The sequence below is a fragment of the Chondromyces crocatus genome, from assembly GCF_001189295.1.
In the GTDB taxonomy this organism is placed as follows: Bacteria; Myxococcota_A; Polyangia; order Polyangiales; family Polyangiaceae; genus Chondromyces; species Chondromyces crocatus.
Window position 1 is genome coordinate 5,917,133 of record NZ_CP012159.1, and the last position, 21,909, is coordinate 5,939,041.

Annotated in this window: 16 protein-coding genes; 9 read left to right on the forward strand and 7 right to left on the reverse strand. The window is 71.1% G+C overall.

The features are described from left to right. Positions 1 to 214 precede the first annotated feature (214 nt). Together CMC5_RS21680 and CMC5_RS47735 are read left to right on the forward strand one after the other, a co-directional pair. Complete coding sequence (locus tag CMC5_RS21680) at positions 215 to 637, forward strand: hypothetical protein (RefSeq protein WP_050432203.1); 423 nt, start codon at positions 215 to 217, stop codon at positions 635 to 637. A 203-nt stretch (positions 638 to 840) separates the two neighbouring features. Next, positions 841 to 4,272 carry a type VI secretion system Vgr family protein gene (locus CMC5_RS47735; protein ID WP_050432204.1) on the forward strand — a complete coding sequence of 1,144 codons (3,432 nt, stop codon included), beginning with the start codon at positions 841 to 843 and terminating at the stop codon, positions 4,270 to 4,272. A gap of 102 nt (positions 4,273 to 4,374) precedes the next feature. On the opposite strand, the gene CMC5_RS46020 is transcribed toward CMC5_RS47735, so the two are convergent. After that, positions 4,375 to 4,839: a YtxH domain-containing protein gene (locus CMC5_RS46020; RefSeq protein ID WP_050432205.1), complete on the reverse strand. Its 465-nt coding sequence runs from the start codon at positions 4,837 to 4,839 to the stop codon at positions 4,375 to 4,377. On the opposite strand from CMC5_RS46020, the gene CMC5_RS46025 reads away from it, so the two are divergent. Beyond that, entirely contained in the window at positions 4,838 to 5,131 is a 294-nt protein-coding gene (locus tag CMC5_RS46025; RefSeq protein ID WP_050432206.1) for a hypothetical protein, read from the forward strand. The genes CMC5_RS46020 and CMC5_RS46025 overlap by 2 nt on opposite strands. Before the next feature lie 232 nt (positions 5,132 to 5,363). Beyond that, positions 5,364 to 6,239 (forward strand): alpha/beta fold hydrolase, encoded by an 876-nt coding sequence (locus CMC5_RS21700; RefSeq protein ID WP_050436048.1) that lies wholly within the window; start codon positions 5,364 to 5,366, stop codon positions 6,237 to 6,239. Positions 6,240 to 6,285: 46 nt separating this feature from the next. On the opposite strand, the gene CMC5_RS21705 is transcribed toward CMC5_RS21700, so the two are convergent. The 5 genes from CMC5_RS21705 to CMC5_RS21725 form a co-directional block, all read right to left on the reverse strand. Next, positions 6,286 to 6,726, reverse strand: a complete 441-nt coding sequence (locus CMC5_RS21705; RefSeq protein WP_156338776.1) for a hypothetical protein — start codon at positions 6,724 to 6,726, stop codon at positions 6,286 to 6,288. An 88-nt stretch (positions 6,727 to 6,814) separates the two neighbouring features. Next, positions 6,815 to 8,077: a hypothetical protein gene (locus tag CMC5_RS21710; RefSeq protein ID WP_050432208.1), complete on the reverse strand. Its 1,263-nt coding sequence runs from the start codon at positions 8,075 to 8,077 to the stop codon at positions 6,815 to 6,817. Next, entirely contained in the window at positions 8,074 to 9,495 is a 1,422-nt protein-coding gene (locus CMC5_RS21715; protein ID WP_050432209.1) for a FecR domain-containing protein, read from the reverse strand. The genes CMC5_RS21710 and CMC5_RS21715 overlap by 4 nt, the downstream gene beginning before the upstream one ends. Further along, positions 9,492 to 10,175, reverse strand: coding sequence for an RNA polymerase sigma factor (locus CMC5_RS21720; RefSeq protein ID WP_245677687.1), 684 nt, complete (start codon positions 10,173 to 10,175; stop codon positions 9,492 to 9,494). The genes CMC5_RS21715 and CMC5_RS21720 overlap by 4 nt, the downstream gene beginning before the upstream one ends. Before the next feature lie 119 nt (positions 10,176 to 10,294). Then, the gene (locus tag CMC5_RS21725; protein ID WP_050432210.1) at positions 10,295 to 10,933 is read right to left on the reverse strand and encodes a LysE family translocator; all 639 of its coding nucleotides are present in this window, start codon (positions 10,931 to 10,933) and stop codon (positions 10,295 to 10,297) included. A 312-nt stretch (positions 10,934 to 11,245) separates the two neighbouring features. On the opposite strand from CMC5_RS21725, the gene CMC5_RS21730 reads away from it, so the two are divergent. From CMC5_RS21730 to CMC5_RS21750, 5 genes are all read left to right on the forward strand, one after another. Next, positions 11,246 to 14,887, forward strand: a complete 3,642-nt coding sequence (locus CMC5_RS21730) for an SUMF1/EgtB/PvdO family nonheme iron enzyme (protein ID WP_218920026.1) — start codon at positions 11,246 to 11,248, stop codon at positions 14,885 to 14,887. 114 nt (positions 14,888 to 15,001) lie between these two features. Then, positions 15,002 to 16,933 carry a mechanosensitive ion channel domain-containing protein gene (locus CMC5_RS21735; protein ID WP_050432212.1) on the forward strand — a complete coding sequence of 644 codons (1,932 nt, stop codon included), beginning with the start codon at positions 15,002 to 15,004 and terminating at the stop codon, positions 16,931 to 16,933. After that, a complete protein-coding gene (locus CMC5_RS21740; RefSeq protein WP_050432213.1) occupies positions 16,930 to 18,354 on the forward strand; it encodes a cation:proton antiporter in 1,425 nt (474 codons plus the stop codon). The genes CMC5_RS21735 and CMC5_RS21740 overlap by 4 nt, the downstream gene beginning before the upstream one ends. Then, entirely contained in the window at positions 18,351 to 19,736 is a 1,386-nt protein-coding gene (locus tag CMC5_RS21745) for a cation:proton antiporter (RefSeq protein WP_050432214.1), read from the forward strand. The genes CMC5_RS21740 and CMC5_RS21745 overlap by 4 nt, the downstream gene beginning before the upstream one ends. Next, positions 19,733 to 21,100 carry a cation:proton antiporter gene (locus tag CMC5_RS21750; protein ID WP_082362681.1) on the forward strand — a complete coding sequence of 456 codons (1,368 nt, stop codon included), beginning with the start codon at positions 19,733 to 19,735 and terminating at the stop codon, positions 21,098 to 21,100. Before CMC5_RS21745 ends, CMC5_RS21750 begins: the two co-directional genes overlap by 4 nt. Positions 21,101 to 21,197: 97 nt before the next feature. Here the strand turns inward: CMC5_RS21750 and CMC5_RS21755 are convergent, their stop codons facing one another. Next, entirely contained in the window at positions 21,198 to 21,869 is a 672-nt protein-coding gene (locus tag CMC5_RS21755; RefSeq protein WP_245678628.1) for a hypothetical protein, read from the reverse strand. Positions 21,870 to 21,909: the final 40 nt, after the last annotated feature.

Below are 21,909 nucleotides of genomic sequence, written 5' to 3' on the forward strand. Positions count from 1 at the left end.
GACCGAGGCCGTACCAGCCTGCGGCTTTCTGCGAGCTTTTCCCGGAGAGGCGCGGCACGCCGGGTCGACTTCGATGTGGGTGCGACATTTCGCCTCGGGCGCTACCATGAGGACGGGAGCGGGCTGAGCTCTTCAACGGGTTCTGGCTGCGAGGACGAACGACGACGGACCACGACGAACGAACGACACAGCTCCAGCTTTGAGGGCAGTCCCCATGCAGATCGGCACGCACGAGGTCGACTTCGAGCCACCAGATCTCATCACGATCCGGGTGAAGGGCGATGTCCTGGAGGGCGACGCCGACCTCCTGTGCACGTTCTGCGAGCGCTGCTGCGAGGGGCTCGTCCGGAACTTCGTCATCGCCGATCTGACGCAGCTCGGTGTCTTTCCGAGCGGGGTGCGCAAGCGCCTGGCGCTCCGGATGCGCGAGCTGCCGAACGAGGGGACCGTGGTGATCGGGGCGAGCTTCACCGCCCGGATCCTGATGCAGTGCTTGATCCAGGCGATGCAGCTCGCCATGAGGCGGCAAGCGACCACCGTGTTCGTCGATGACGAGGCCGCAGCGCGCACCTGGATCGCGAAGCGGCGCGCTCACTTCGCGGTGCAAGAGGCCAAGGTGCTGGAGGCGAAGGGCTGAGCGGTGATGTGCGTGCTTGCGTGCGCGTCGACGCCAGCATGACGGCAGTGTGGGGACATCGCGGAGTTCCGGATGGCTCGATTCGCGGATGATGCGGGCCTCTCGACGGACGTTCGTGTCTCGTCACACCAGGTGGCGATCGCTACCATGGCGGCTCCCGTCGGCGTCTCACGGTCCGCGTCGGCGAAGCTGGAGGAGGCGCGATGACGCAGATCGATGGCCACGTGCGGTTCGAGAGCGACGGGTTCCCGGAAGGTCTGCTGGAGATCGCGAAGCTCGACGGTCGGGAGGCGATCGGCAAGCTCTTCGAGTTCGAGCTCTTGCTCGTGTACCAGGGGGAGGACGAGGTCGACCCGGAGGAGATCCTCGGCTGCGAGGCGACCCTCGTCTTCGAGCGCAACGGCGAAGAGATCCGCCGGGTGCACGGGATGATCGCGGAGATCAACGACCGGCTGGACACGGAGACGGACCACGCGACGTTCAGCGTGCTCGTCGTGCCGCGCGCGTACCGGCTCACGTTGCTCGAGACGCTGGACGTCTTCCTCGACACGACGGTGCCCGACATCATCCGGCAGAAGCTCGAGGCGCTCGGGATGAAGGGGCGGGGCGCGACACCGGCAGGGTCGGGGCCGGGAAGCGTTCGCGCCGGCCATGTCATGGCCGCGAACGAAGCCGAGGAGCCGTACGACTTCGACCTGCGCTTGCACGCGAAGTACCCGCGGCGTGAGCTCATCGTGCAGTACAAGGAGACCGATCTCGCGTTCCTGTCGCGGCTCTGCGAGCACCTCGGGATCAGCATCTTCTTCGAGCACCAGAACGGGCGCGACGTGATGGTGTTCGCCGACGACGCCTCGGGCTTCACGCGGAGCGACGAGGACGTGGCGGTGCCGTTCCGGCCGCGGGGAGATCGGTGCGACATCTTCCGGCTCGAAGAGAAGACGCGGATGATCCCGGGGCAATTCGTGGTGCGGGACTACAACTACCGCACGCCGCAGGTGACGTTGACCGGGGTGGCCGACGTGCCGCACGGGCAAGGGGCGGTGGTGGAGTACGGCGCCCATGTGAAGACGCCCGAGGAGGCAGCGGCGATGGCGAAGATCCGCGCCGAGGAGCGCCTCGCGTGGCGTCGGGTGTTCGAGGGGTCGAGCGGGGTGCCTCAGCTCGCCCCTGGATCGACGTTCACGCTCGACGGGCACGGGCACGGGAACCTCGACCTCCTGGTCCTGGAGATGACGCACCGGGCGGCGCTGCCGACGAAGCTGCTCGGTGAGGCGCCCGGGGAGCCCGGGTACACGAACGACTTCAAGGCGATCCGCAAGGCGAGGCCGTTCCGGCCAGCGCGGGTGACGCCGAAGCCGCGGATCCATGGCGTGGCGACGGGCATCATCGACGCGCAGGAGGACAGCGAGTACGCGAAGGTCGACGATCAGGGGCGTTACCTGGTGCGCTTCGTGTTCGACACCCACACGCCGGAAGAGCGGCAGGCGTCGCGCTGGGTCCGCATGGCGCAGCCGCATGCGGGGCCAGGCTACGGGATGCACTTCCCGCTGCGGCCCGGGGTGGAGGTGCTGCTCACGTTCGTCGACGGGGATCCGGACCGGCCGATCATCGCAGCGACGGTGCCGAACCCGCAGACGGCGAGCCCGGTGACGTCGAACAACGCGCCGCGGAACATCATCCGCACCGGGTCGGGCAACGAGATCAACATCGACGATACGAAGGACGAGCAGCGCATCAAGCTGACGACGCCGAGGGACAGCACCACCCTGCAGCTCGGCTACCGCAACGCGCCCGAGGATGGTGTCGCCATCGAGACCCAGGGCGCGTACTCGTCGATGGCAGCGTCGAGCATGTCGAACTTCAGCAGCTTGAACTCGACCGTCTCGGCGCTGGGGAGCTACCTGACGAGCGGCAGGGTGTCGTCGGTCGCGGAGAGCCCGATCAAGCTGGGCAGCAGGCCGAGCGTGCTCGGTGCGCTCAACGCAGCGAGCAAGATCACGACCACGCTGTCGACGATCATCAAGGGCGCGACGGCGGTGGCGAGCTTGACGGTCGAGGGGATCGAGTTCGATCGGAAGCGCGACGAGCTGGATCGCAAGAAGAAGTCGATCGAGAAGCAGAAGGATGCGCTCGCCGCAGAGAAGGCGCGGAAGGAGCAGAAGGCGAAGACCGAGGCCGAGCTCGCCGCGCTGCGGGAGAGCGTCACCGACTCGCAGGCGCTGAAGGACGCGGAGGCGGCCTACCTGGCGGAGAAGGCGCAGTACGAGGCCGATCTCGTTCTGCACCGGACCAACACCGAGTGGTTGACGGAGGCGAAGAAGGGGGAGTGGGTCCGCAAGGAGGGCGACGCCGTCGAGTTCACGGGCGAGTCGGCGGCGCAGGTGGAGTACCTGACGCTGGAGACGGAGGCGAGCACCAAGGCCATCCACGGTGATCCCGAGGGCGAAGACGAGGCGGCGCAGAAGGGCAGCAAGCTCCGCTACGAGGAGGCGCGGGCCGCGTACCTCGCGTCCTTGAAGGACGCCATGAAGGCGGACGGGAAGAGCGACGATGACTGCGAGGACGCGCTGTCGGGCGCCGAGGACGCGATCGAGGCGGAGGACGCGGCCGAGGAGACGGCCGCCACGACCTGGGCCGACGCCGACGTGGCGAAGAACGACTACAACACGAAGGTCGGCCTGAACGAGAACGGGGAGGAAGCGCAAGAGCTCAACCGGACGAAGTTCGCGCTCGGGGTGACCGAGACGGCGAGCGGGCTCGCCGAGGTGCTGGTCAGCGACATCATCGGGATCCTCACCGCGGTCTTCGAGATGCGTGAGGCCATCCGCAGCTCGAAGGAGGACAGCGCGGCGAAGCTCAGCGCCGTCGCTTCGAGGCCGCGGAAGCGTGCGGCGATCGCCGGCGCGTTCGGTGCTGGGCCGCTGTCGATCTGGAAGTACCTGAAGTCCATCAAGAACACGCTCGGCTCCGAGGGGGACACCGAGGTGTACGCCGACGAGACCTTGAACCTGTGGGCGAAGAACGCCGTGATGTTCGCCAAGGAGAGGACGGTGGTGCAGAGCGAGGATCTGCTGGCCCTCCTGTCGCAGGGCAACGCGGAGCTCGCCGCACACGACACGGCGATGATCACCGGAGAGAAAGTGGACGTGCGCGCGGACGCCTCGGTGCTCATCAAGTCGACCCCGCGCGCGCCGATGGCCGGGCCAGGGACGATCACGCTGGAGTCGAAGGACAAGACGAGCATCACGTCGAAGAAGAGCGACATCGCCATGAAGGCGAAGGAGGCGCTGTCCGGCGAGGCGAAGCAGGTGAACCTGCACGCGCGACGCACGGCGGAACTGCTCGCCGGGTCGGGGGCCAACCCGGAGTGGGGGCTCAAGGTCGATGGGGCAGGGAAGTCGGTGACCCTCGGTCATGTGACGGGTCAGTGGAAGCTCACCGTCAAGAACAACAAGGTGGAGCTGGGAGGTCCGTCCACCAACCTGACGCTGAACGCGACGACCTCGCGCCTGCAAGCGTCGGCGTCGTCGTACGTGCGGGTCAACCAGGCGAAGGGCGAGATCGTGTCGACCAACGTCGACCTGAGGGCGACCGGGAACGCCACGGTGAACGGGCAGCGGATCCTGCTCGGCTGACCCGACACGCGGCGCGAACGAGCGCTGAAAGCACGAGCACCCGCCCTGAGGGACGGGTGCTGGTCCACGCGAGCTGGGCGCTCGCGTGTCGGACGTGCACGCTCAGTTATCCATCTTCTTCTCGACCACGGGCTTCACGGCGTCGCGCGCCTTCTCGGCGAAGTGCTGCACGTTCTCGCCCATGGCCTTCACCTCGGAGCTGGCCTGGGCGAGCAGGTGCTTCGCCTCGCCCTGGATCTTCTGCGAGCGCTGCTTGAGCGCCCAGCGGGTGTCGGCGCCGGGGCGCGGCGCGAACAGGATGCCGAGGCCCGCGCCGATGCCGACGCCGGCGACGACGCCCGCACCCACGAGCGCGGCCGAATAGAGGGGGCTCCGCTTGCGTGCGAGACCGAACCAGCCAAGCCCGTCATCGACGCTGAAGTGACGGACGGCCATGGCCGCGCCCGCCACGGCCGTGGCGCCCTTGAGCATCAGGGACACCCCGCTCGTGAGGGTGCTTCCCACCTGGTCCTTGGCCTGCTCCACACCCTTCAACGCGACGTCCACCTTGTCTTCGAGCTTGGTCATGGCAGTTCCCACCTTGTTGTGTGTGTTTCTCGAAATCCGTTCGCTCGATGGCCAGGAGATCCGGTCTTCGAGGAAGGCTTGCGACAGCCTGGTGTGCGATCCGGCTGGCCTCGTCGCGGGCGGCGAGACCGTCGAAGCGCGTCTGGTTGCGTTCTGCACAGGGAAGCGGTCAAGGCTGTCTGCTGCGGATGAACTGGCAAACAGCTTGCCAACCGTGGAGATGGCCCTGGCGTGCCACGGATCTCCGTCCCTTGTGACGCTGTTCACGAGCGGCCTGGGCGCGAGGCGATGAATGGACCGCGAGGGGGCACGAGGAGCCCTGGACGTGTTCCCCATGCGCACAGGCGGGCCGCTCGTGGCGCAGGTCGGGGCCGTTCTTCGTGGTGCACGCTGCGGGTTGACGGGCGTGGTGCGGATGACCGAGGGTTGAACGCCCGCGCTGCGGGGACGCTGACGACCATCGCGAGGCCTCGGCGCTTCGAGGTCTCCCCGAGCCGAGGCAGGTGTCTGCCGACGAGGCGTGCATGCACGCGAATCCGGTGACCGTTCACGATGTCGACCTGCCCGAGGGCAGGATTCGGTACCTCCGTGCAGGGACCTCGGGGCCGGCGGTGCTCCTGCTGCACGGCTCGATGCTCGATACCGCGAAGCTCGCGTGGGGGCGCGTGATGCCGGCGCTCGCGGGATCGTTTCAGGTCTTCGCGCCCGACTGGCCTCGCCACGGCGGGAGTCGGCCGTGGAGGGGTGCTGCGGATCAGCCCGCGCTGGAGCAGTGCCTGGATCGGCTCCTCGACCACTGGGGGCTGCCTTGCGCGTCGCTGGTGGGTCACTCGATGGGCGGCGGGGTGGCCGCGGGCTACGCGATCACGCGGCCCGAGCGGGTGCAGCGGCTGGTGCTGGTCGCGCCAGGGGCGATCGAGGACGAGCGGGTGGCGCAGAGGACGGTGTACCTGCTGTTCCAGAGCCCTCGGGCGCTGCGGTGGATGACGGCGTGGTACGCGCGGAGCCCGAAGCGGGTGCGGTCGGCGACGCTCGCGGGGCTCGTCGACGGGGAGAAGAACCCGGATGCGGAGGAGCTGTCGGCGCTGGCGCAGGAAGAGATGCTGGCCAAGCAGGCGGCGGGGGATCTGATCTTCGACGAGTGGCAGATCGGGTCGTTCGGGTGGGACCGGATGCGGTTGAACCACCGGCCACGCTTGCCGGAGATCACCGCGCCGACGTTGCTGGTGCACGGGCGGGAGGACACGCTGGTGCCGGTCGCGTGCATGGAGGACGCGGCGCGGTTGATTCCCGGCGCGAAGCTGCTGCGCGTGGAGCGGGCAGGGCACTGGGTGCCGCGGGATCGGCCCGAGGCGTTCAACGCGGCGTTGCTTTCATTTCTTCAGCCGCTGCTGGGGTGAGGGGCGACCGCGCGCGGCGCGCAGCGTCTCGAGAAGGGACGCAGGGCTAGCCGCCGGCCCAGTATCCGGCGGTGCCGCCGTTGTCACCGGCCCCGTGTCCGGCGGTGCCGCCGTTGTCGCCGGCCCCGCCCCCCGCGGTGCCACCGTCGCCGTTGCAAGGGGAAGGCAAGGGGAACCCGCCGGCCATGCCACCGATGCCCTCATCGGGGTTGGGGGGGCCGTTTCCCGAGCCACCGATGCCTGCGTCGCCTGGACAGGGCACAGGGTTGCTCATGCCGCCCGCGCCGGCCACGCCGTCGTGGCCGCCATAGCCGCCGTAGTAGCCAGTGACGACGGAGGGCCCGGAGAAAATGGGGGGGCCCTGCTCATCGTCCTCCATGTGGCCGATCGCAGTGATCTCGATCGTGCAGCCGAGCATGATCATCGTGGCCAGCGGCGGGATGATTGCCAAAAGCAAAGACGTGCTGGGGAGCGGCAAGCGCTTCATGGAGTTCTCCTCTCGTCGGGTGACGTCGCGTCGTCTGGTGACATCGATCGTCGCTGTGCCGTAGTCGCGAGGTGGGGGTCGCGACGGCTCAAGGAAATGCAGCTCCAGGATCGACCGTGAATGCGAGGCCGAGCGTGGCGCGGAGCAAAGGGATGCCTGCGCGATCACGGACGCCGCCCGGGGAGCGAAGGACGGGCTCGGGCAGGAGGAGCAGAGCGTCGGCGTCGAGCGTGGCGCTGATGCGCTCGCCGAGGGGGGCACGGAGGCCAGCACCGAGCTGGAAGGCGGCGGTCCACGCCTGGACGGTGCGGCTCGGGTAAGGCCCTCGGGTGTGGCCTTCGGCGCCCACGCGGTAGGCGCCGATGCCAGCGGCGAGCGTGGGACGCAAGGGGGCGTCGGCGATGAGGAAGTTGCGTGTGACGTCGAGGGTGACGAGCTGCTGGGTGATGTCGACGTCGCCGCTGGGGTTCGAGATCCGCGTGGGAAGCGTGGAGAGCCAGGTGAGGCCGAAGGCGTAGGGAGAAGCGGCGCGGGCGACGCGCAGGACGGGCGTGGCGGCGACACCGAAATTGCCGGGGCTGACGAGGACGCCGAAGGCGGCTTCGAGGCGGAAGGTGGAGAGGGGCGGGGAAGCCGCGGCTGGAGAGGGACGCGGCGGGGAAGAAGGGGTGACACGCGAGGGAGGTGGAGGTTGCGGGCGTGGGTCGGTGGCGCGGGGCTGCGGGGGGACGTTGTCGTCGGTCGAGGACGGGGTGTCCGGTGCAAGGGCGTCCGGCGCAGAGGAGGGAGGGTGAGGAGCTGAAGGGGGAGGGTCGTGGGGCGTTGCGAAGCTGAGGCGACGCGCGCGCAGGAGTTCCACGGCCCGAATGGCGAGGCTCACGGCGCTGTCCGTCGCGGCGCTCCGCTCTGCAGGGACGCGGCGCACGGCGGGGAGCTTTCCGTCGATGAAGTGGACGTCGACGGAGAGGCCGGTGGGGGTGGGGACGACGTAGAGCGCAGCAAATGGAGGCAGAGACGCTTCGGGGCTGCGAGGGGGAGCGGTGTCGTGAGGTGGTGTCGGGCTCGGGTCGCGGAGCGGCTCGGCGGCTGAGGGCTGGGGGGGCGTGGCGGCGGTGTCGAGGGGAGGGGCGGCGTCGAAGAGATCGTCGGGGGCGGCGTCGCGGACCTCGAAGCCTGCGGCGTGCAGTTCGGCGCGGAGGCGGAGGAGGATCGCGTGCGTGGCCCAATCGGGTGCGGCGGGCTGGACGAGCAGCACGCGGGGCGGGACGGCCCACGCGCCAGGAGACGTCAGCGTCGAGGCGGCGCCGAGCAGCAGCATCGCTGCGAGGCGCCGGAGGCGGGGACCCGTCACGGGGAGTCGCTCTTCGGTCGCGGGTCGCGCTCGGGCTGTGGGGGGCGCTCAGGCTGTGGGTCACTTTTCGGGGGCGGCTCGTGGTCGGGTTGCGGGTCGCTCTCTGGGCGGTGGGCCGTGATGGCGCGTGCCGCGGCGGCGTGGGGGCCCTCGGGGTGGAGGCGGAGGTAGCGTTCGGCGATGGCGGCGGCGGCGGCAGGGCCTGCGCTGCGCTGGAGGGCGACCATCTTGCGGCCGAGCGCTTCGGTGGCGAAGGTGCCGCGTGGGGCCTCGGCGAGGTACTGATCGTAGAGCGTGATGGCTGCCGCGGTGGCGCGACCATCGTCGGCGATGCGGCCGAGGAGGAATGCGGCGGTCGCCGCCTGAGGGGTGCCAGGGAAGCGCTTGCGCTGCGTCGAGAGAGCGCGCTGGGCGAGGTCGCTGCGGCGGGCGTAGCGTGCCGCGTCGGCGAGCGTGCCCAGCTCGCCGAGGGACGCTTGCTGGAGCGTGGTGTCGATCCCTCGGGCCTCGGCGTCGGCGACGATGCCGGCGAAGTCGCCCGTCGCGAGGCGTGCGCTCCAGGAGGCCGGCGGGGCGCTCGCGGGAGGTGTGGAGGTCGACGGCGTCGTGGGGGTCGATGGCGTCGTGGGGGTCGATGGCGTCGTGGGGGTCGAGGCCGCCGTGGCGCTCGCGGGCGCGGGTGCGGTCTCGGCCGAGGTGGGCGCGCTCGTCGGTGCGGTGGCGTGCGCGACGCCGTCCGTCTCGATGTGCAGACGCCCCTCGGCGACGTGGGCGGTGAGGCGCTGACCGGCGACGAGCGAGACGCCTTCGGGCGTCATGGGGCCGTGAACGAGGACCGAGCCTTCGCGCATGTGCACGGTGAAGACCTGCCGCTCGGAGGACCAGGTGACCTGAAACGCCGTGCCGGTCACGGCGACGACGAACGGGCCAGCTTCGATGGCCCAGGCAGCTCCCGGGCGCCTGGCGATCGCGACGTCGGCGTCGCCTCGCTCGAGGACGATCCGGGCGCCGCGCTGGTGAAGGTCGGCGATGCGCCCTCGTCCGCCCTCGCGCAGGGTGATGGCGCTGCCGTCGCTGAAGTGGACGGCGGCTGCACGATCGGGCGCGGAGGCGATGTAGCCGCCTGCGGCGATCGCGCCGCCGTCGATCTGGACGACGCTGACGCGCGCCGGAGGCCAGGCGAACAGCACGGCGAGGGCGAGCGCAGAGGCCGCAAGTGCGGCGAGGGCGATGGCCCGGGCGCGCCTGGGAGACGCGGAAGTCGCGCGTCGGTCGAGGGCGGCGATGAGGGCCGCCTTGCCGGCGCGGTGGCGATCGGGGGTGGTGTGGCCTGGCGTGGCGTCGCGGAGGAGCTTGCCGGTGCGGGCCAGCAAGGCCTCGCGGGGCGCCAGGGGGGCGGTGTCGATGTCCTGGTTCATTCCACTCCCTCCTCGTCGGTGCGGGGGCGCGGGCCGAGGTACGCGGAAAGGACGGGATCGCGTTCGACGCGGGCGAAGACGCGCGCCGTCGCGCGGGCGAGCTTCCGTTTGGCGGTGGCGAGCGAGACGTCGAGGCCGGCGGCGACCTCGGTGAGCTCCAGGCCCTCGACGTGCCGGAGGACGAAGGCGAGCCGCTCGTCGGCGCCCATGCCGTCGAGGATGGCGTAGAGGCGCGTGACGGCTTCGCGGGCGTCCTCGTCGAGGGTGGTGCTCTCTTCGGGGACGGCGCCGGTGTCGGTGAGCCGGAGCCAGCGGCGGACGCGGCGCTTGCGAATCTCGGTGCCGGCGACGCGGACGGTGATGCCGATGAGGAAGCTGCGGACGCGCGCCGGATCGCGGAGGGTGGGGATCTGGCGGAAGAAGCGGAGGAAGACCTCCTGCACCTGGTCCTCGACGTCGACGGAGGGGCCGAGGGAGCGGCGGAGCAGGCCGCGCACGAGGGGGGAGAAACGGTCCCAGGCGACGCTCGCGGCCGCCGGGTGCCCCTCCGCCGCGGCGCGAGCGAGGGCGGCGTCGTCGGTCTGGGCGAGGGGGAGGTGGTGCACCGAGGCGAGCCGGAGGCCAGGTGGAGCCAGGCCCGAGGGGGGAGGAAAGGCAGAGGTGGGAGGGACGGTGGCCACGCGAGGCAGTAGTCGCCCGGGCGAGGGCGTGACGGCTCAGGAAAATCGTACAGGGGTAGAAACGGGCGCGAATCGGCCAATGCGGCGTGGCTCGGCGAGCGTGGCATCGCCTGGACGTCTCAGCGCTGCTGCATCGCCCGGACGAAGTCCACGCCAGCCGTGACGGCCATCACGAGGAGCAAGAGGCCCATGCCGCGGATGAGCCAGGCGAGGGCGCGGCGAGGGAAGCGCGCCTCGTAGCGGCGGAGCAAGGCGACGAGGAGGACCTCCCAGGCTGCGACCCCCGCGGCGGCGGCAAGGCCGAACGGGATCGCCTCCAGCTCGGTGAAGGGGACGATCTGGCGGGAGTAGAGGTACGCGACGGCCGTGCTCCAGGTGGCCAGCAGGGTGGGGTTCAGGATGGAGACGCTGAAGCCCAGCACGAAGCCCCGGAGGTGCTTCTCCTCGCCGGGCTGCGCGGTCTCGGACGGGGTCCACCGCATGAAGTACAGCCCGAGGACGCCCAGCACGACGGCGCTGAGGCCGTGCGAGAGCGAGAGCACGAGCGGGTTGTCGGCGAGGAACCGGGAGAACCCCCAGAACGCTGCCGTGGCATAGAAGGCCTCGGCGACGGCGGCGCCGAGGCCGATGCGCACGGCGAGGCCGTACTGCTTCTGGACGCACGCGCTGAGCACCATCGCCGCGACGGGGCCCGTCAGCGGGATGGATCCGATGAAGCCGAAGGCGAAGGCGACGAGCGTGATGGTGAGAATGTTCAAGTACAGCCTGGTGCGGTGGAGAGGCGCCGCCTGGCCAGAAACTCCGAACGCCTCCCGAGCGTCAAGCGTGAACCGTCCCCATCGGGTCCGGTGCTCGGGGTCACCGTTTCACCGGGTCGAAGGCCTGGAGAGTCGCGGGGTTGGACGACGGAGCGGTGATGTGGAGGTCGTGCTCGGTGGGTTGAGCCTGGGCGGGGCAAGCGGGTAGCGTAGAGCCCGTTCATCGCGAGGTGCGAGGCGCGCGCCCGGAGAGGGAGGATGATGTCGGTCACGCTCCATCAGATGCCGGAGCCGGGGAAAAGGCGTGACGTCTTGCCCCCGCTACGCTGGCTCCACCTGTCGGATCTGTGTCTCGGCGAGGGCGGGAGACATCGCAGGCCCCAGGCCCTGGAGGGGCTCCTTCGCGCCTTCGGCGAGGGGGGAGCGCTCTCGGGCAGGCGCCCGGATCTCGTCTTCTGCACGGGCGACGTTGCGCTGTCGGGGAAGCCCGAGCAGTACCGGATGGCGTGGTGGTTCTTCGAAGATCTGGCGCGCGCGACCGGGGTCCCGATCGAACGCATCTTCGTGGTGCCAGGGAACCACGACGTGGACCGGGCGCGCGTCAGCCCGAGGTTCTCGCTGTCACTGGACGATCGGGCGGCGGCCGAGGCGTTCTTCGGGCCCGAGGGGATCGAGGATCGGGCCATCGCCTTCCGTCGCTTCGATGCCTTCTCGGCGCTGCAGCGGGACGGGTTCGGGCTCCAGCTCTCGGCGGAGCGGCCGTTCCTGCTCGCGCGCTGTACGGTGGCCGGGCGGCGCGTGGGGGTCCTGGGGCTGAACTCCGCGTGGCTCGCACACGAGGACGGGGCGAGGGGGCGTTTGCTGGTGGGGGAAGGGGTGGTCCGGAAGGGCCTCGCCGCGCTGAAGGAGGAGCTGCACGGGGAGCGGCCCGAGGTGCGGGTGGCGCTGCTGCATCATCCGCTGGGTTGGCTGCGGGACTTCGAGCAGGCGGCGATCCGCGAGCTGCTGATGGAGGGGGTGGACTTCGTGCTCCACGGGCGGCCGAGCGGGGAGCGCGCGGTGCTCGCGGAGGGGAGCGCGGGGGCGGCAATCCTCGCGGCAGGGGGCGCGCTGGATGGGGCGGTCGACGAGGGGGGAGCCCTGCTCGTGGAGGTGGGGGAGTCGGGAACGCTGGTGACGCCGGTCGCGCTGACGTCCGAGCCCGAGGCGCGGCGCGGTGGCGTGGTGGTGTCGATGGGGACGCCGGTGCCGCTGCCGTGGCGTGGGCGAGCGCGGGGAGCGGGCGGCGGGAGCGCAGCGCCAGGCGATGTCGGGACGTACCTGCGCCGGCTCGAGAACGAGACGCGGTGGGCGACGCTGCTGGGCTTGAGCAGCGGTGCGAACGCGTTGCGGATCCCGCTGGAGCAGGTCTTCGTGCCGCTGCGGGCGCAGGAGCTGGGCGCCGAGGCAAGGAGCGCCAGCGAGCCGGAGGGGCCGGCCGCGCGCGGCGCCGGGGAGCTGCCCGCGCGCGCGGGCGTGATGGAGCTGTGGGGGAAGGCGACGTTCCTCGCGCTGATCGGAGGGCCCGGGAGCGGGAAGACGACGCTGCTGCGCCGGCTGGCCTACCTGGGCGCGAGGGCGTTCGCGGGGGATGCGGCGGCGCGTGCGTTGCTGCTGCTCGAGGCGAGCGGGGAGAAGTCGCTCCCCTTGCTGGTCCCCTTGCCGCAGATCGCTGGGGGGCTGCGCGCCGGTGGTGGCGCAGGCGGTCTGGTCGCCGCGATCGCGGACTGGGCGGCGCGTGAAGGTGGGTTGTCGGAGGCATGGCTCCATGAGGCGCTCCTGGCGCGGCAGGTGACCCTCCTGCTCGATGGCCTCGACGAGATCCCCGACCTCGCGCACCGGCAGCAGGTGGTCGAGGCCCTGGTCGCGCTGGCCCGAGAGCTCGCGGCGGTGGAAGGCCCCGGGACGATGGTGGTGACCACGCGGCCCGCTGGATACGGGGGAGGAGCGCGGCTCGTGTCGCCGTTCGTGGAGGCGCAGCTCCTCGACCTCGAGCCCGTGGAGGTGGACCACTTCATCACCCAGTGGGTTCGCGCGGCGGAGCAGATCCCCTCGGAGGTGCGGCTGGAGCAGCACCCGCACGCGGCGCGTCAGGTGGCGTCGCTGCGCGCGGCGATCCAGGCGAGCGAGGCGCTGGTTGCGCTCGCGGGGCAGCCGCTCCTGCTCACCGAGATGGCGTTCGTGTACCACCGGCGGGGGCACATCCCGGAGCAGCGGGCGCTGCTCTACGAGGCGGCGCTGGAGGTGCTGCTCCGTCCATTCGAGGGACACGCTCACTTCCGGCGCGCGGTGGTGCATGGCGGGCTGTCGGCGGTGGCGTGGCACCTGATGGCGCTGAGCGCGCCCGAGGATCTGCGGGAGGCAGAGCAGCTCGACGTGCTCGCCGAGGTGGTCGCGCGGCGGCTCTCCGGGCGAGAGCTGAGCGAGCCTGAGCACGCCGATTCAGGGAGCGCCGAGGGCGGCCTGGCCGAGCGAACGTCGGAGGAGCGAACGTCGGAGGAGCGGGCGTCGGAGGCGCGATCCGAGATCGACGAGGCGCTGCGCGAGGAGGCGACCGCGCTGCTCGAGGCGCAGGCGCGCGAGGCTGGGATCGTGCGGATCAGCGCGGACCAGCGTTGCCGCTTCGCGCACCGGACGCTCCAGGAGTACCTCGCGGCGGTGCAGCTCACGGACCTGACGGAGGCCGAGCTGCAGCAGGTGGTCGCGGCGCGGGTGGACGAGCCGAGCTTCCGCGAGACGTTGCGGCTCGGGGTGGGGATCCTGGCGGCGCACCGTCCGAGGGCGCTGTCCCGGCTGCTCTCGTCGCTCTCCGGGTCGCCGGAGCGTCCGCTGTTGCAGCGCGCGCGCGGGGCGGCGGGGGCCGTGTCGTTGCTCGCGGACGTGGCGATGTTCGATCTGGAGCCGTTCCTGCTCGCGCCGATCCGCGAGGAGCGGGACGCGATGCTGGGGGTGCTGGCAGACCCAGGCGCGCCGGAGCTGCTCCGGGTGGGGGTCGGCGAGGCGCTGGGTCGGGTGGGGGATCCGCGCTTGACCACCGATCTCCGGTGGGTGGAGGTGCCGGAGGGCGCCTTCTTCCGGGGCGCGCCGGCGCGCGACGAGGAAGCGATGGAGGACGAGCGACCAGGGCACGAGGTGCCGTGGCTGCATGCGTTCCAGATCCAGCGCTGGCCGGTGACGATCGAGGAGTACACGCGCTTCGTCGAGGACCGAGGGTACGAGGCGCGATCGTTCTGGTCCGAGCCAGGGTGGGCGTTCCGGCTTCGCGGGCACGTGACGGCGCCGGAGGGGTGGGCGGTGCAGCGGCGAGGGCCCTGGAACGCGCCTGTGACCGGGCTGTCGTACTGGGAGGCCGAGGCGTACTGTCGCTGGCTCGAGCGGCGTCGGAAGTCGGCGTTGCCCCCAGGCTGGCAGATTCGGCTCCCCACCGAGTCGGAGTGGGAGAAGGCGGCGCGCGGCGGGCTCGTGCTCGGAGAAGGCGAGGCGAACCCTGCGCCGGAGCGGCAATATCCGTGGACGGGGCCATGGGACACGTACCAGGCCAACACGGGATTTCGTTTCCAGCGGGTCACACCCGTCGGTTGCTTCCCGGGGGGGAGCGGGCCGTATGGCGCCTGGGATCAGGCGGGGAATGTGTGGGAGTGGTGCATGGACTGGTACGATCCCGGCGCCTGGGCGGCGTATGAGCGTGCGGGTGAGTCGGGGCGGCTGGTGGCGCTCGACGAGAGCGCGGTGCCAGAGATGCCGATCCTCGACGAGCAAGGCAGGACGGCCCACGCGCGCTGCCGTGTGCTGCGCGGCGGAGGCTGGGGCATCGGCGCGCTGATCGCGCGGGTCTCGTACCGCGGCCGCGGTGAGCCGTGGCGACGCGATGGGGTGATCGGGCTGCGTTGCGCCGCCGGGCCACCCGTTTCCTGACGCTGGCGGCTTTCCTGGGATCGCTGGGGAATCCCCTGGCTTGACCTTGTCGCCGGCTCCGCAGAAGCTCGGCGCGTGAAGCGGCTTTTTTCCAGCCCCGGAGCAGGCAGGACCGTGGCCACCACGTTCGCCGCGATCCTGGTGCTGCTGTCGCCCGGAGGCGTGGCGGCTCAGCGCAGCGCGCCCGCGACGGCCGTCGACGCTGGGGCCACCACTGCGGCGCGTGGTCCGCAACGTGCCGCGACCGCGCTGGCCGACGACGCGCTCGACGCGGGGATCGGTGCGGAGACTGGACCGCGCACCGACGCGGGGCCGAGGGCCGACGGTGGCGCGCTGCTCGACGCGGGTGCGTCGCTCGATGCGGACGGGGGCGTACGCCCGGACGGTGGCGCGCTCGCCGTGGAGGTCGACGGTGGATCGCCCACCGATGGCGGTGCGTCGCCGGAGGAGCTGCCCTCCGACGACGACATCTTCGAGACGGCGCCTGCGCCGGAGCCCCCGCGTCTCCGGCGACCCCCGCTCCCGACGGCGAGCGTGGCGGTCCCGCCTCCCGTTCCCACCCTGGCGCTCCCGCCGTCGATGCCTCCCCCCGCGCCTTCGGAGCCCCTCGAAGAGGCGCCCGTCCGGTTCATGGACCGCACAGTGTTCGTGGTCCGGGGGCCGCGTGGGGGTCGCACGCCCGAGCAGCGCGCGCGCGCTGCCGTCCAGGTGCTGGAGGCCGCCGCCCAGGAGGCGACGGAGGTCGCCGAGGTCCGCGTCGATCTGAACGGCGACATGGCGGTCATCTACGTCGGGCAGAGCCCGCTCATCCAGCTCGGCCTCGCGGACGCGGAGGCCGCCGGTGACGCCTCGGTGAGCATCCACGCGGACACGGTGGCATCCCGCGTGCGGGACATGCTGGCCCGGGAACACAGCCGCAGCCGCGCCGCGCAGCTCGTGTTCTCGGTCTCGCTGGTGGTCTTCTCCGGGCTCATCGCGCTCGCGCTCTTCCGCAAGCTCGGAGAGCTCGTGAAGCGCGTGCGTGGCTGGATCGCGGATCACCCGGACCGGCTGCCGGCCATCGTGGTGGGAGGCATCGAGATCCTCCGGCCGGCGGCGTTCAAGGGGGCGCTGTCGGTATCGCTCGGGGTGCTGCGGGTACTGGCCCAGGTCGGGGTCATCTACACGTGGCTCATCTTCTCGTTCTCTCTGTTCGAGGCGACCGCGAGCATGCGCGAGCGGCTCACCGGCTTCGTGCTTGCTCCGGTGTCGGCGCTGGTGGGGCGCGTCGCGGGGAGCGTGCCCGTGATGGTGATTGCCACCTTCGCGGCGCTGGTCGTGCTGGTGCTGCTGCGCTTCGTCGGGTTGTTCTTCGGAAGCATCGCCCGCGAAGAGACCAAGGTGGGCTGGCTCCCCCCCGATCTGGCGATGCCGACCGGGGTGCTGGTGCGGACGGCCATCGCCGTGGGCGCGCTGGTGTTCGCGGCGCCTCTCGTGACCGGGGTCGAGGAAGGCGCGATGTCGCGCGCCGGGCTGGTGGTGCTCGTGGCGATGGGGCTCGCAGCGACGCCGATCCTGTCGTCGGCGGCGGTGGGCGTCGCAGTGGTCTACGGGCGCCGGATGCGGCTGGGCGACATGGTCGAGGTCGGAGGCCGCCTGGGCCGGGTACGCGAGATCTCGCTGCTGGAGGTGAGGATCGAGGACGAGGACGGGTGCCCCGTGCGGGTGCCGCACCTGCTGAGCCTGGTGCATCCGACACGGGTGCTGGGGAAACATCCGCTCGTGGTCATCGAGCTGAGCACGGCGCCGGACGCGGATCTCGCTCGCGTCCAGGAGATCCTGGCCCGCGCGGCCACCGGCATCGGCGGTCGGGCGCGTGTCGCGCTGGTGGGCATCGACGTGGAGGGGGCGCATTTCCGGGCCACGATGGTGTCCGAGGACCGCAACGCGCGCGGGCGCTGGCTTTCGGCAGCGGCAGCGGCGCTGTCGGCGGGCGGCGTTGCACTGGGAAGGCCTCCCGAGAGACGACGTCCAGGCAGGGCGACGACGCGAGGTGACGCCCCTTGAATGCCGTCTGGCTCCTCATGGGCCTCCTCCTGCTGTCGTACATCGGCAGCTTCCTGGTGAGCGGCCACGCATTGCGGGGCTACGGGCTGCCCTCGGGCTCGGAGTTCGTGGTGCTCGGCTTCGCCCTCGGTCCCTTCGTGCTGGGGCTGGTCGAGGGACCCACGCTGTCGCTGTTCGAGCCCGTCACCGACGTGGCCCTCGGGTGGCTGGCGCTCGTGGTGGGGCTGGGGTTCGGCTTCTCCGGAGAGCGTCGCGTGGGACCCGGGCGTCTTGCGCTCGGGGTGGGTCTGTCCCTGGGGGTGGGCGGCGTGGTGGCGGCTGCCGTCTGGTTCGCGGCGGGCGTCCTCGCCAAGGACCTGGAAGGACGAGACAGGACGGTGCTCGCCCTCGGCGTCGGGGCAGCCTGCGGAGAAACGACGCGCCACGCCGTTGCATGGGTGGTGGAGCGCTACCGGGCGCGCGGGCGCCTGTCGAGCCTCATCGACGATCTCGCCGACAGCGACGATCTCGGGCCGCTGCTGATCATGGGCGTCGCCTTTGCTCTCGCGCCGGCCGCGCAGGGGGCCTGGGCGATCCCCGTCTACGTGTGGACGGCGATCACGATCGGGGTGGGGGTCGCGCTGGGCCTCATCGCCGTGGTGCTGCTCGGGAGCGATTTCCGGTTGATCCAGAGCTGGGGCGTGCTGCTCGGCACGTCGCTCCTCACCATCGGGACCGCTGCGCGCTTCGGGCTCTCGCCGCTGCTCGCGACCTTCGTGATGGGTGTCACCATCGCAGGCGGTTCACGGCACCGCGGGGAGATCGTGGCCATGGTGGCGCCCACCGAACGCCCGGTGCTGCTGCCCGTCCTGATGCTGGCGGGAGCCCACGTCCGACCGCTCGCGGCGGCCTACCTGTTGCCGCTGGCGTGTGTGGCGCTCATGGCGAGGGTGCTGGCGAAGCTCGGCGCCGGGCTCGTGGTGCGGCAGGTCTGCGGGCCAGCGAGCAGCGCGCCGCCTGCGCTGGGGCTGAGCATGCTGTCGTGTGGCGCGGTGGCGATGAGCATGGGTCTCGCGTTCTCGCTCCGGTTCCCTGGAAATGTGGGGGATGCCGTGCTGCTGTCGGCAGCGGTGGCCACGGTCTTCGGTGAGTTCGTGGGGCCCGTGTCGCTGCGCTCGATGCTTCGCCGTGCCGGGGAGATCGCGCCCGTCAGCGAGGTTCCTCCGCGGCCGGGGCGTCTGGGCCGGGGAGCTTCGACGAGTCCCGTGCCGGTGGGTGAGGTCCCGAGGGCGTCCACCCCGGGCGTGACGCCCATCCCTGGCGTGACACCCATGCCGAGCGTCGTGCCCGCCACCACGGATCCCTCGGGGGCTGGCGACCTCCCCGTCCCCGGACCGCAGCGGCTCCCCAGCATCCCCGACCCGGAGGACGACAAAGCATGAGCGCTCACCCCGACGCGATGCCCAAGGGAGCTCGTCAGCACGTCATCCACGCGCTGGTGCTCCTTCTGTTGTTCGCGCTGCTCTATGCGGGGACACGGGCGGTCCCCGGGCTGCACGGCCCTGCGGCGACGATCGCGTCGGCCGGGTTCCTGTTGCTCGCGGGGACGCTCGCGAGCGAGCTGGTCGAGCCGCTGGGGTTGCCTCACCTGTCGGGCTACATCCTCGCTGGTGTCCTGGCCGGGCCGCACGTGCTGCACCTCGTCGATCACGAGACGGTCGAGGAGCTGTCCAGCGTCAACTCGCTGGCGCTGGCGCTGATCGCTCTGGCGGGCGGGTCGCAGCTCCGCATGGCCATGCTCCGGGAGGGGTTGAAGAGCATCTCGCTCCATCACGTGCTGCAGCTCGTGCTCGTGCTGCCGGTGATGGGGGCCGTCTTCTACTTCGCGCGGCCCCTCATCCCTTTCGCCGCGGCCCTCTCCGTGACGTCGGCCATCGGTGTTGCCCTGCTGTGGGGGGCGTTCGCGATGTGCCGCAGCTCCGCGGCGACGCTGGGCATCCTCTCGCAGACCCGGGCAACGGGGCCGCTCGCCCAGCACAGCCTCGCGTTCGTGATGACCTCCGACGTGCTCGCCATCGTGCTGACGGCCTTCATGATCACCGTCGCGCGGCCTCTCGTCGTACCCGGGGCGACCATGGCGATGAAGGACTTCGAAGCACTCGGTCGGGTATTGCTCGGGAGCGTCGCGCTCGGGACCACGCTCGGCCTCGCCCTCGCGGCATACCTGCGCCTCGTTGGGAAACAGACCATCCTGGTGTTCGTCGCGCTGGGGTTCGGTGCCACGACTCTCCTGCGCTACCTGCAGTTCAACCCGCTCCTGGTGTTCATGACGGCGGGGTTCGTGGTGATGAACCTGTCCACGCAAGGGGAGAAGCTGATCCAGGCCGTGCAGGATGCGGCGAGCGTGGTGTTCGTGCTCTTTTTCGCCACGGCGGGCGCGCACCTGGACCTGCCGCTCCTGGGGCTGATGTGGCCGGTGGCCCTCCTTCTCGGTGGATCGCGCGCGCTGGCGAGCTTCGGCGCGGCGAAGCTCGCTGGTCGGCTCGCTGGTGACGCGCCCGTGCTCCGGCGCTGGTCGTGGGCGGCGCTGGTGTCGCAGGCTGGGCTCGCGCTCGGTTTGGGCTTCGAGGTGGAGCGGGCGTACCCGAGCCTGGGAAGGGGCTTCGGTGCGCTGGTGGTGGCCTGCGTCGCGCTCAATGAGCTGGCAGGGCCGGTGCTGTTCAAGCTGGCGCTGGACCGCGCGGGGGAGAGCGCCGCGGAGGCCGAGCGTGTGGACCCAGGGAGCCAGAGGGCCGAGGCTCTTCTGGAGCAGGAGAGCCGATGAGTGCCGCGCGTGATGCACGCCCCAGGCGGCTCTCGCAGCACCTCACCCATGCGGTGGTGCTCCTGCTGCTGTTCGCGGTGCTCTACGCAGGAACACAAGCGGTGCCCGGCCTGAACGGGCCGGCGGCGACGATCGCGGCGGCCGGTTTCCTACTGCTCGCGGGGACGCTCGCGAGCGAGCTGGTCGAGCCGCTGGGGTTGCCTCACCTGTCGGGCTACATCCTCGCCGGTGTCCTCGCCGGGCCGCACGTGCTCCACCTCGTCGACCACCACACGGTGAACGAGCTGTCCGGGGTCAACGCGCTGGCGCTAGCGCTCATCGCCCTCGCGGGCGGCGCCGAGCTGAAGCTCGAGATGGTCCGCAAGGTGCTGAAGAGCATCGCCATCCACCTGCTGATGCAGACGGTGCTGGTGTTCATCGGATTGACGGCGATCTTCTACGCCGTCCGGAGCTGGATCCCCTTCATGGCGGAGCTCTCCACCTCGGCCGCTGCGGGCGTGGCGGTGCTCTGGGGGGTGCTGGCCGTGAGCCGCAGCCCGTCGGCGACGCTGGGGATCCTCTCGCAGACGCGGGCGAGCGGCCCGCTGGCCATGCACACCCTCGCGTTCGTGATGACGAGCGACATCGTGGTCATCACCATGGCGGCCTGCTCGATCAGCGCCGTGCGTCCGCTGATCGAGCCCGGCTCGTCGATGTCGCTTCGTGAGCTGGAGGTGCTGGGCCACGAGCTGCTCGGGAGCATCGCCATCGGCACGACGCTGGGGCTCGCGCTCGCCGCCTACCTGAGGATCGTGGGCCGCCAGCTCATCCTGGTGTTCGTCGCGCTGGGCTTCGGGGCGACGGAAGTGCTGCGTTACCTGCGTTTCGACGCGCTGCTGGTGTTCATGACCGCAGGGTTCGTGGTGATGAACCTCTCCAAGCAGGGAGAGAAGCTGCTGCACGCGGTGGAGGACGCGGCCAGCCTGGTGTTCGTGCTGTTCTTCGCGACGGCGGGGGCGCACCTGGATCTGCCCTTGCTCCGAGACCTCTGGCCGGTGGCGCTCCTGCTCGGCGTGTCCCGCGCGCTGATCACCTGGGGGGCAGGGCGCATCAGTAGCCACATGGCGGGGGATTCACCGCTCATCACCCGGTGGGCCTCGGCGGGGCTGGTGTCGCAGGCGGGCCTGTCGATCGGGCTGGGGCTGGTGATGGAGCGGGCATTTCCCAGTCTCGGGAGCGGCTTCCGCGCGCTCGTGGTGGCGTGCGTCGCGTTCAACGAGGTGGTGGGTCCCATCCTGTTCAAGCTGGCCCTGGATCGTGCCGGAGAGACCGCGGTGGAGGCATCCAGGGGAGCGCCGGCCAGTCAGGCACCATCGACTCCCTGATGCGCGGCGTGATGCCAGGCGAAGGGGCGTGCCCTCGCCGTGGCCCGCTCGGGCCGAGCCGCGCGATCCGTGCAGAGGATCGCGCGGGGGCGGGCCATCAGCGCGGGGTGAAGCGGATCGAGTAGCTCACGACGGTGGTGCCGCCTTTCGGCTTGCGGAAGTCGATCTTCTCGAAGACACCGACCACGCAAGCCGAGAAGCCCTCGCCCTTCAGCGCCGTGCGAGGCTTGGTGACCTGCGCCTTGCCACCTTCACGCTCGATGCGGAGATCGACGCCGAAGTCGCCACCCTTCTTCGGATCGGTGACGTGAGTCCAGCACCGGCGCAGATCGTCGAAGTGAGGCTCGACGGACAGCTTGATGGGGGCCTTGGTCACGGCGTCGTGCGGCCCGCCGCCGATGTGCATGCCGATGTTCGTGACCTTGACGTCGGGCAGGGAAGCCTCGGCGGCGGCAGGGTCGGCCGTCGGAGCAGGGGCTGCTTCCTCCGCGGGGGCGGCGCTCGCTGCAGGCGAGGGGGCTGCGTTCGGGTCGGCGGAGGGTACGACGCTGGCGGCGCCCGGTGCTGGCGCCCCAGGGAGCGCGGTGGCGGGGGGAGCGATTGGCGGAACCGGGGCGTGGCTGCCCTCGGTGGCCGTGGTGGAGCTCGGGGTAGAGCAGCTCGCGCTGGTGAGGACCGAGAGCGAGAGCGCGAGCGCGGTCACGGACCAGCCAGAACGATGCCGTGGACGCGGCTCGGAGAGGGGGGAGGACTTCAGCAGGGTGGGCACGGCGCGGAATCTAGATCAGGTGGCGGTGCCGCGCGCCAAG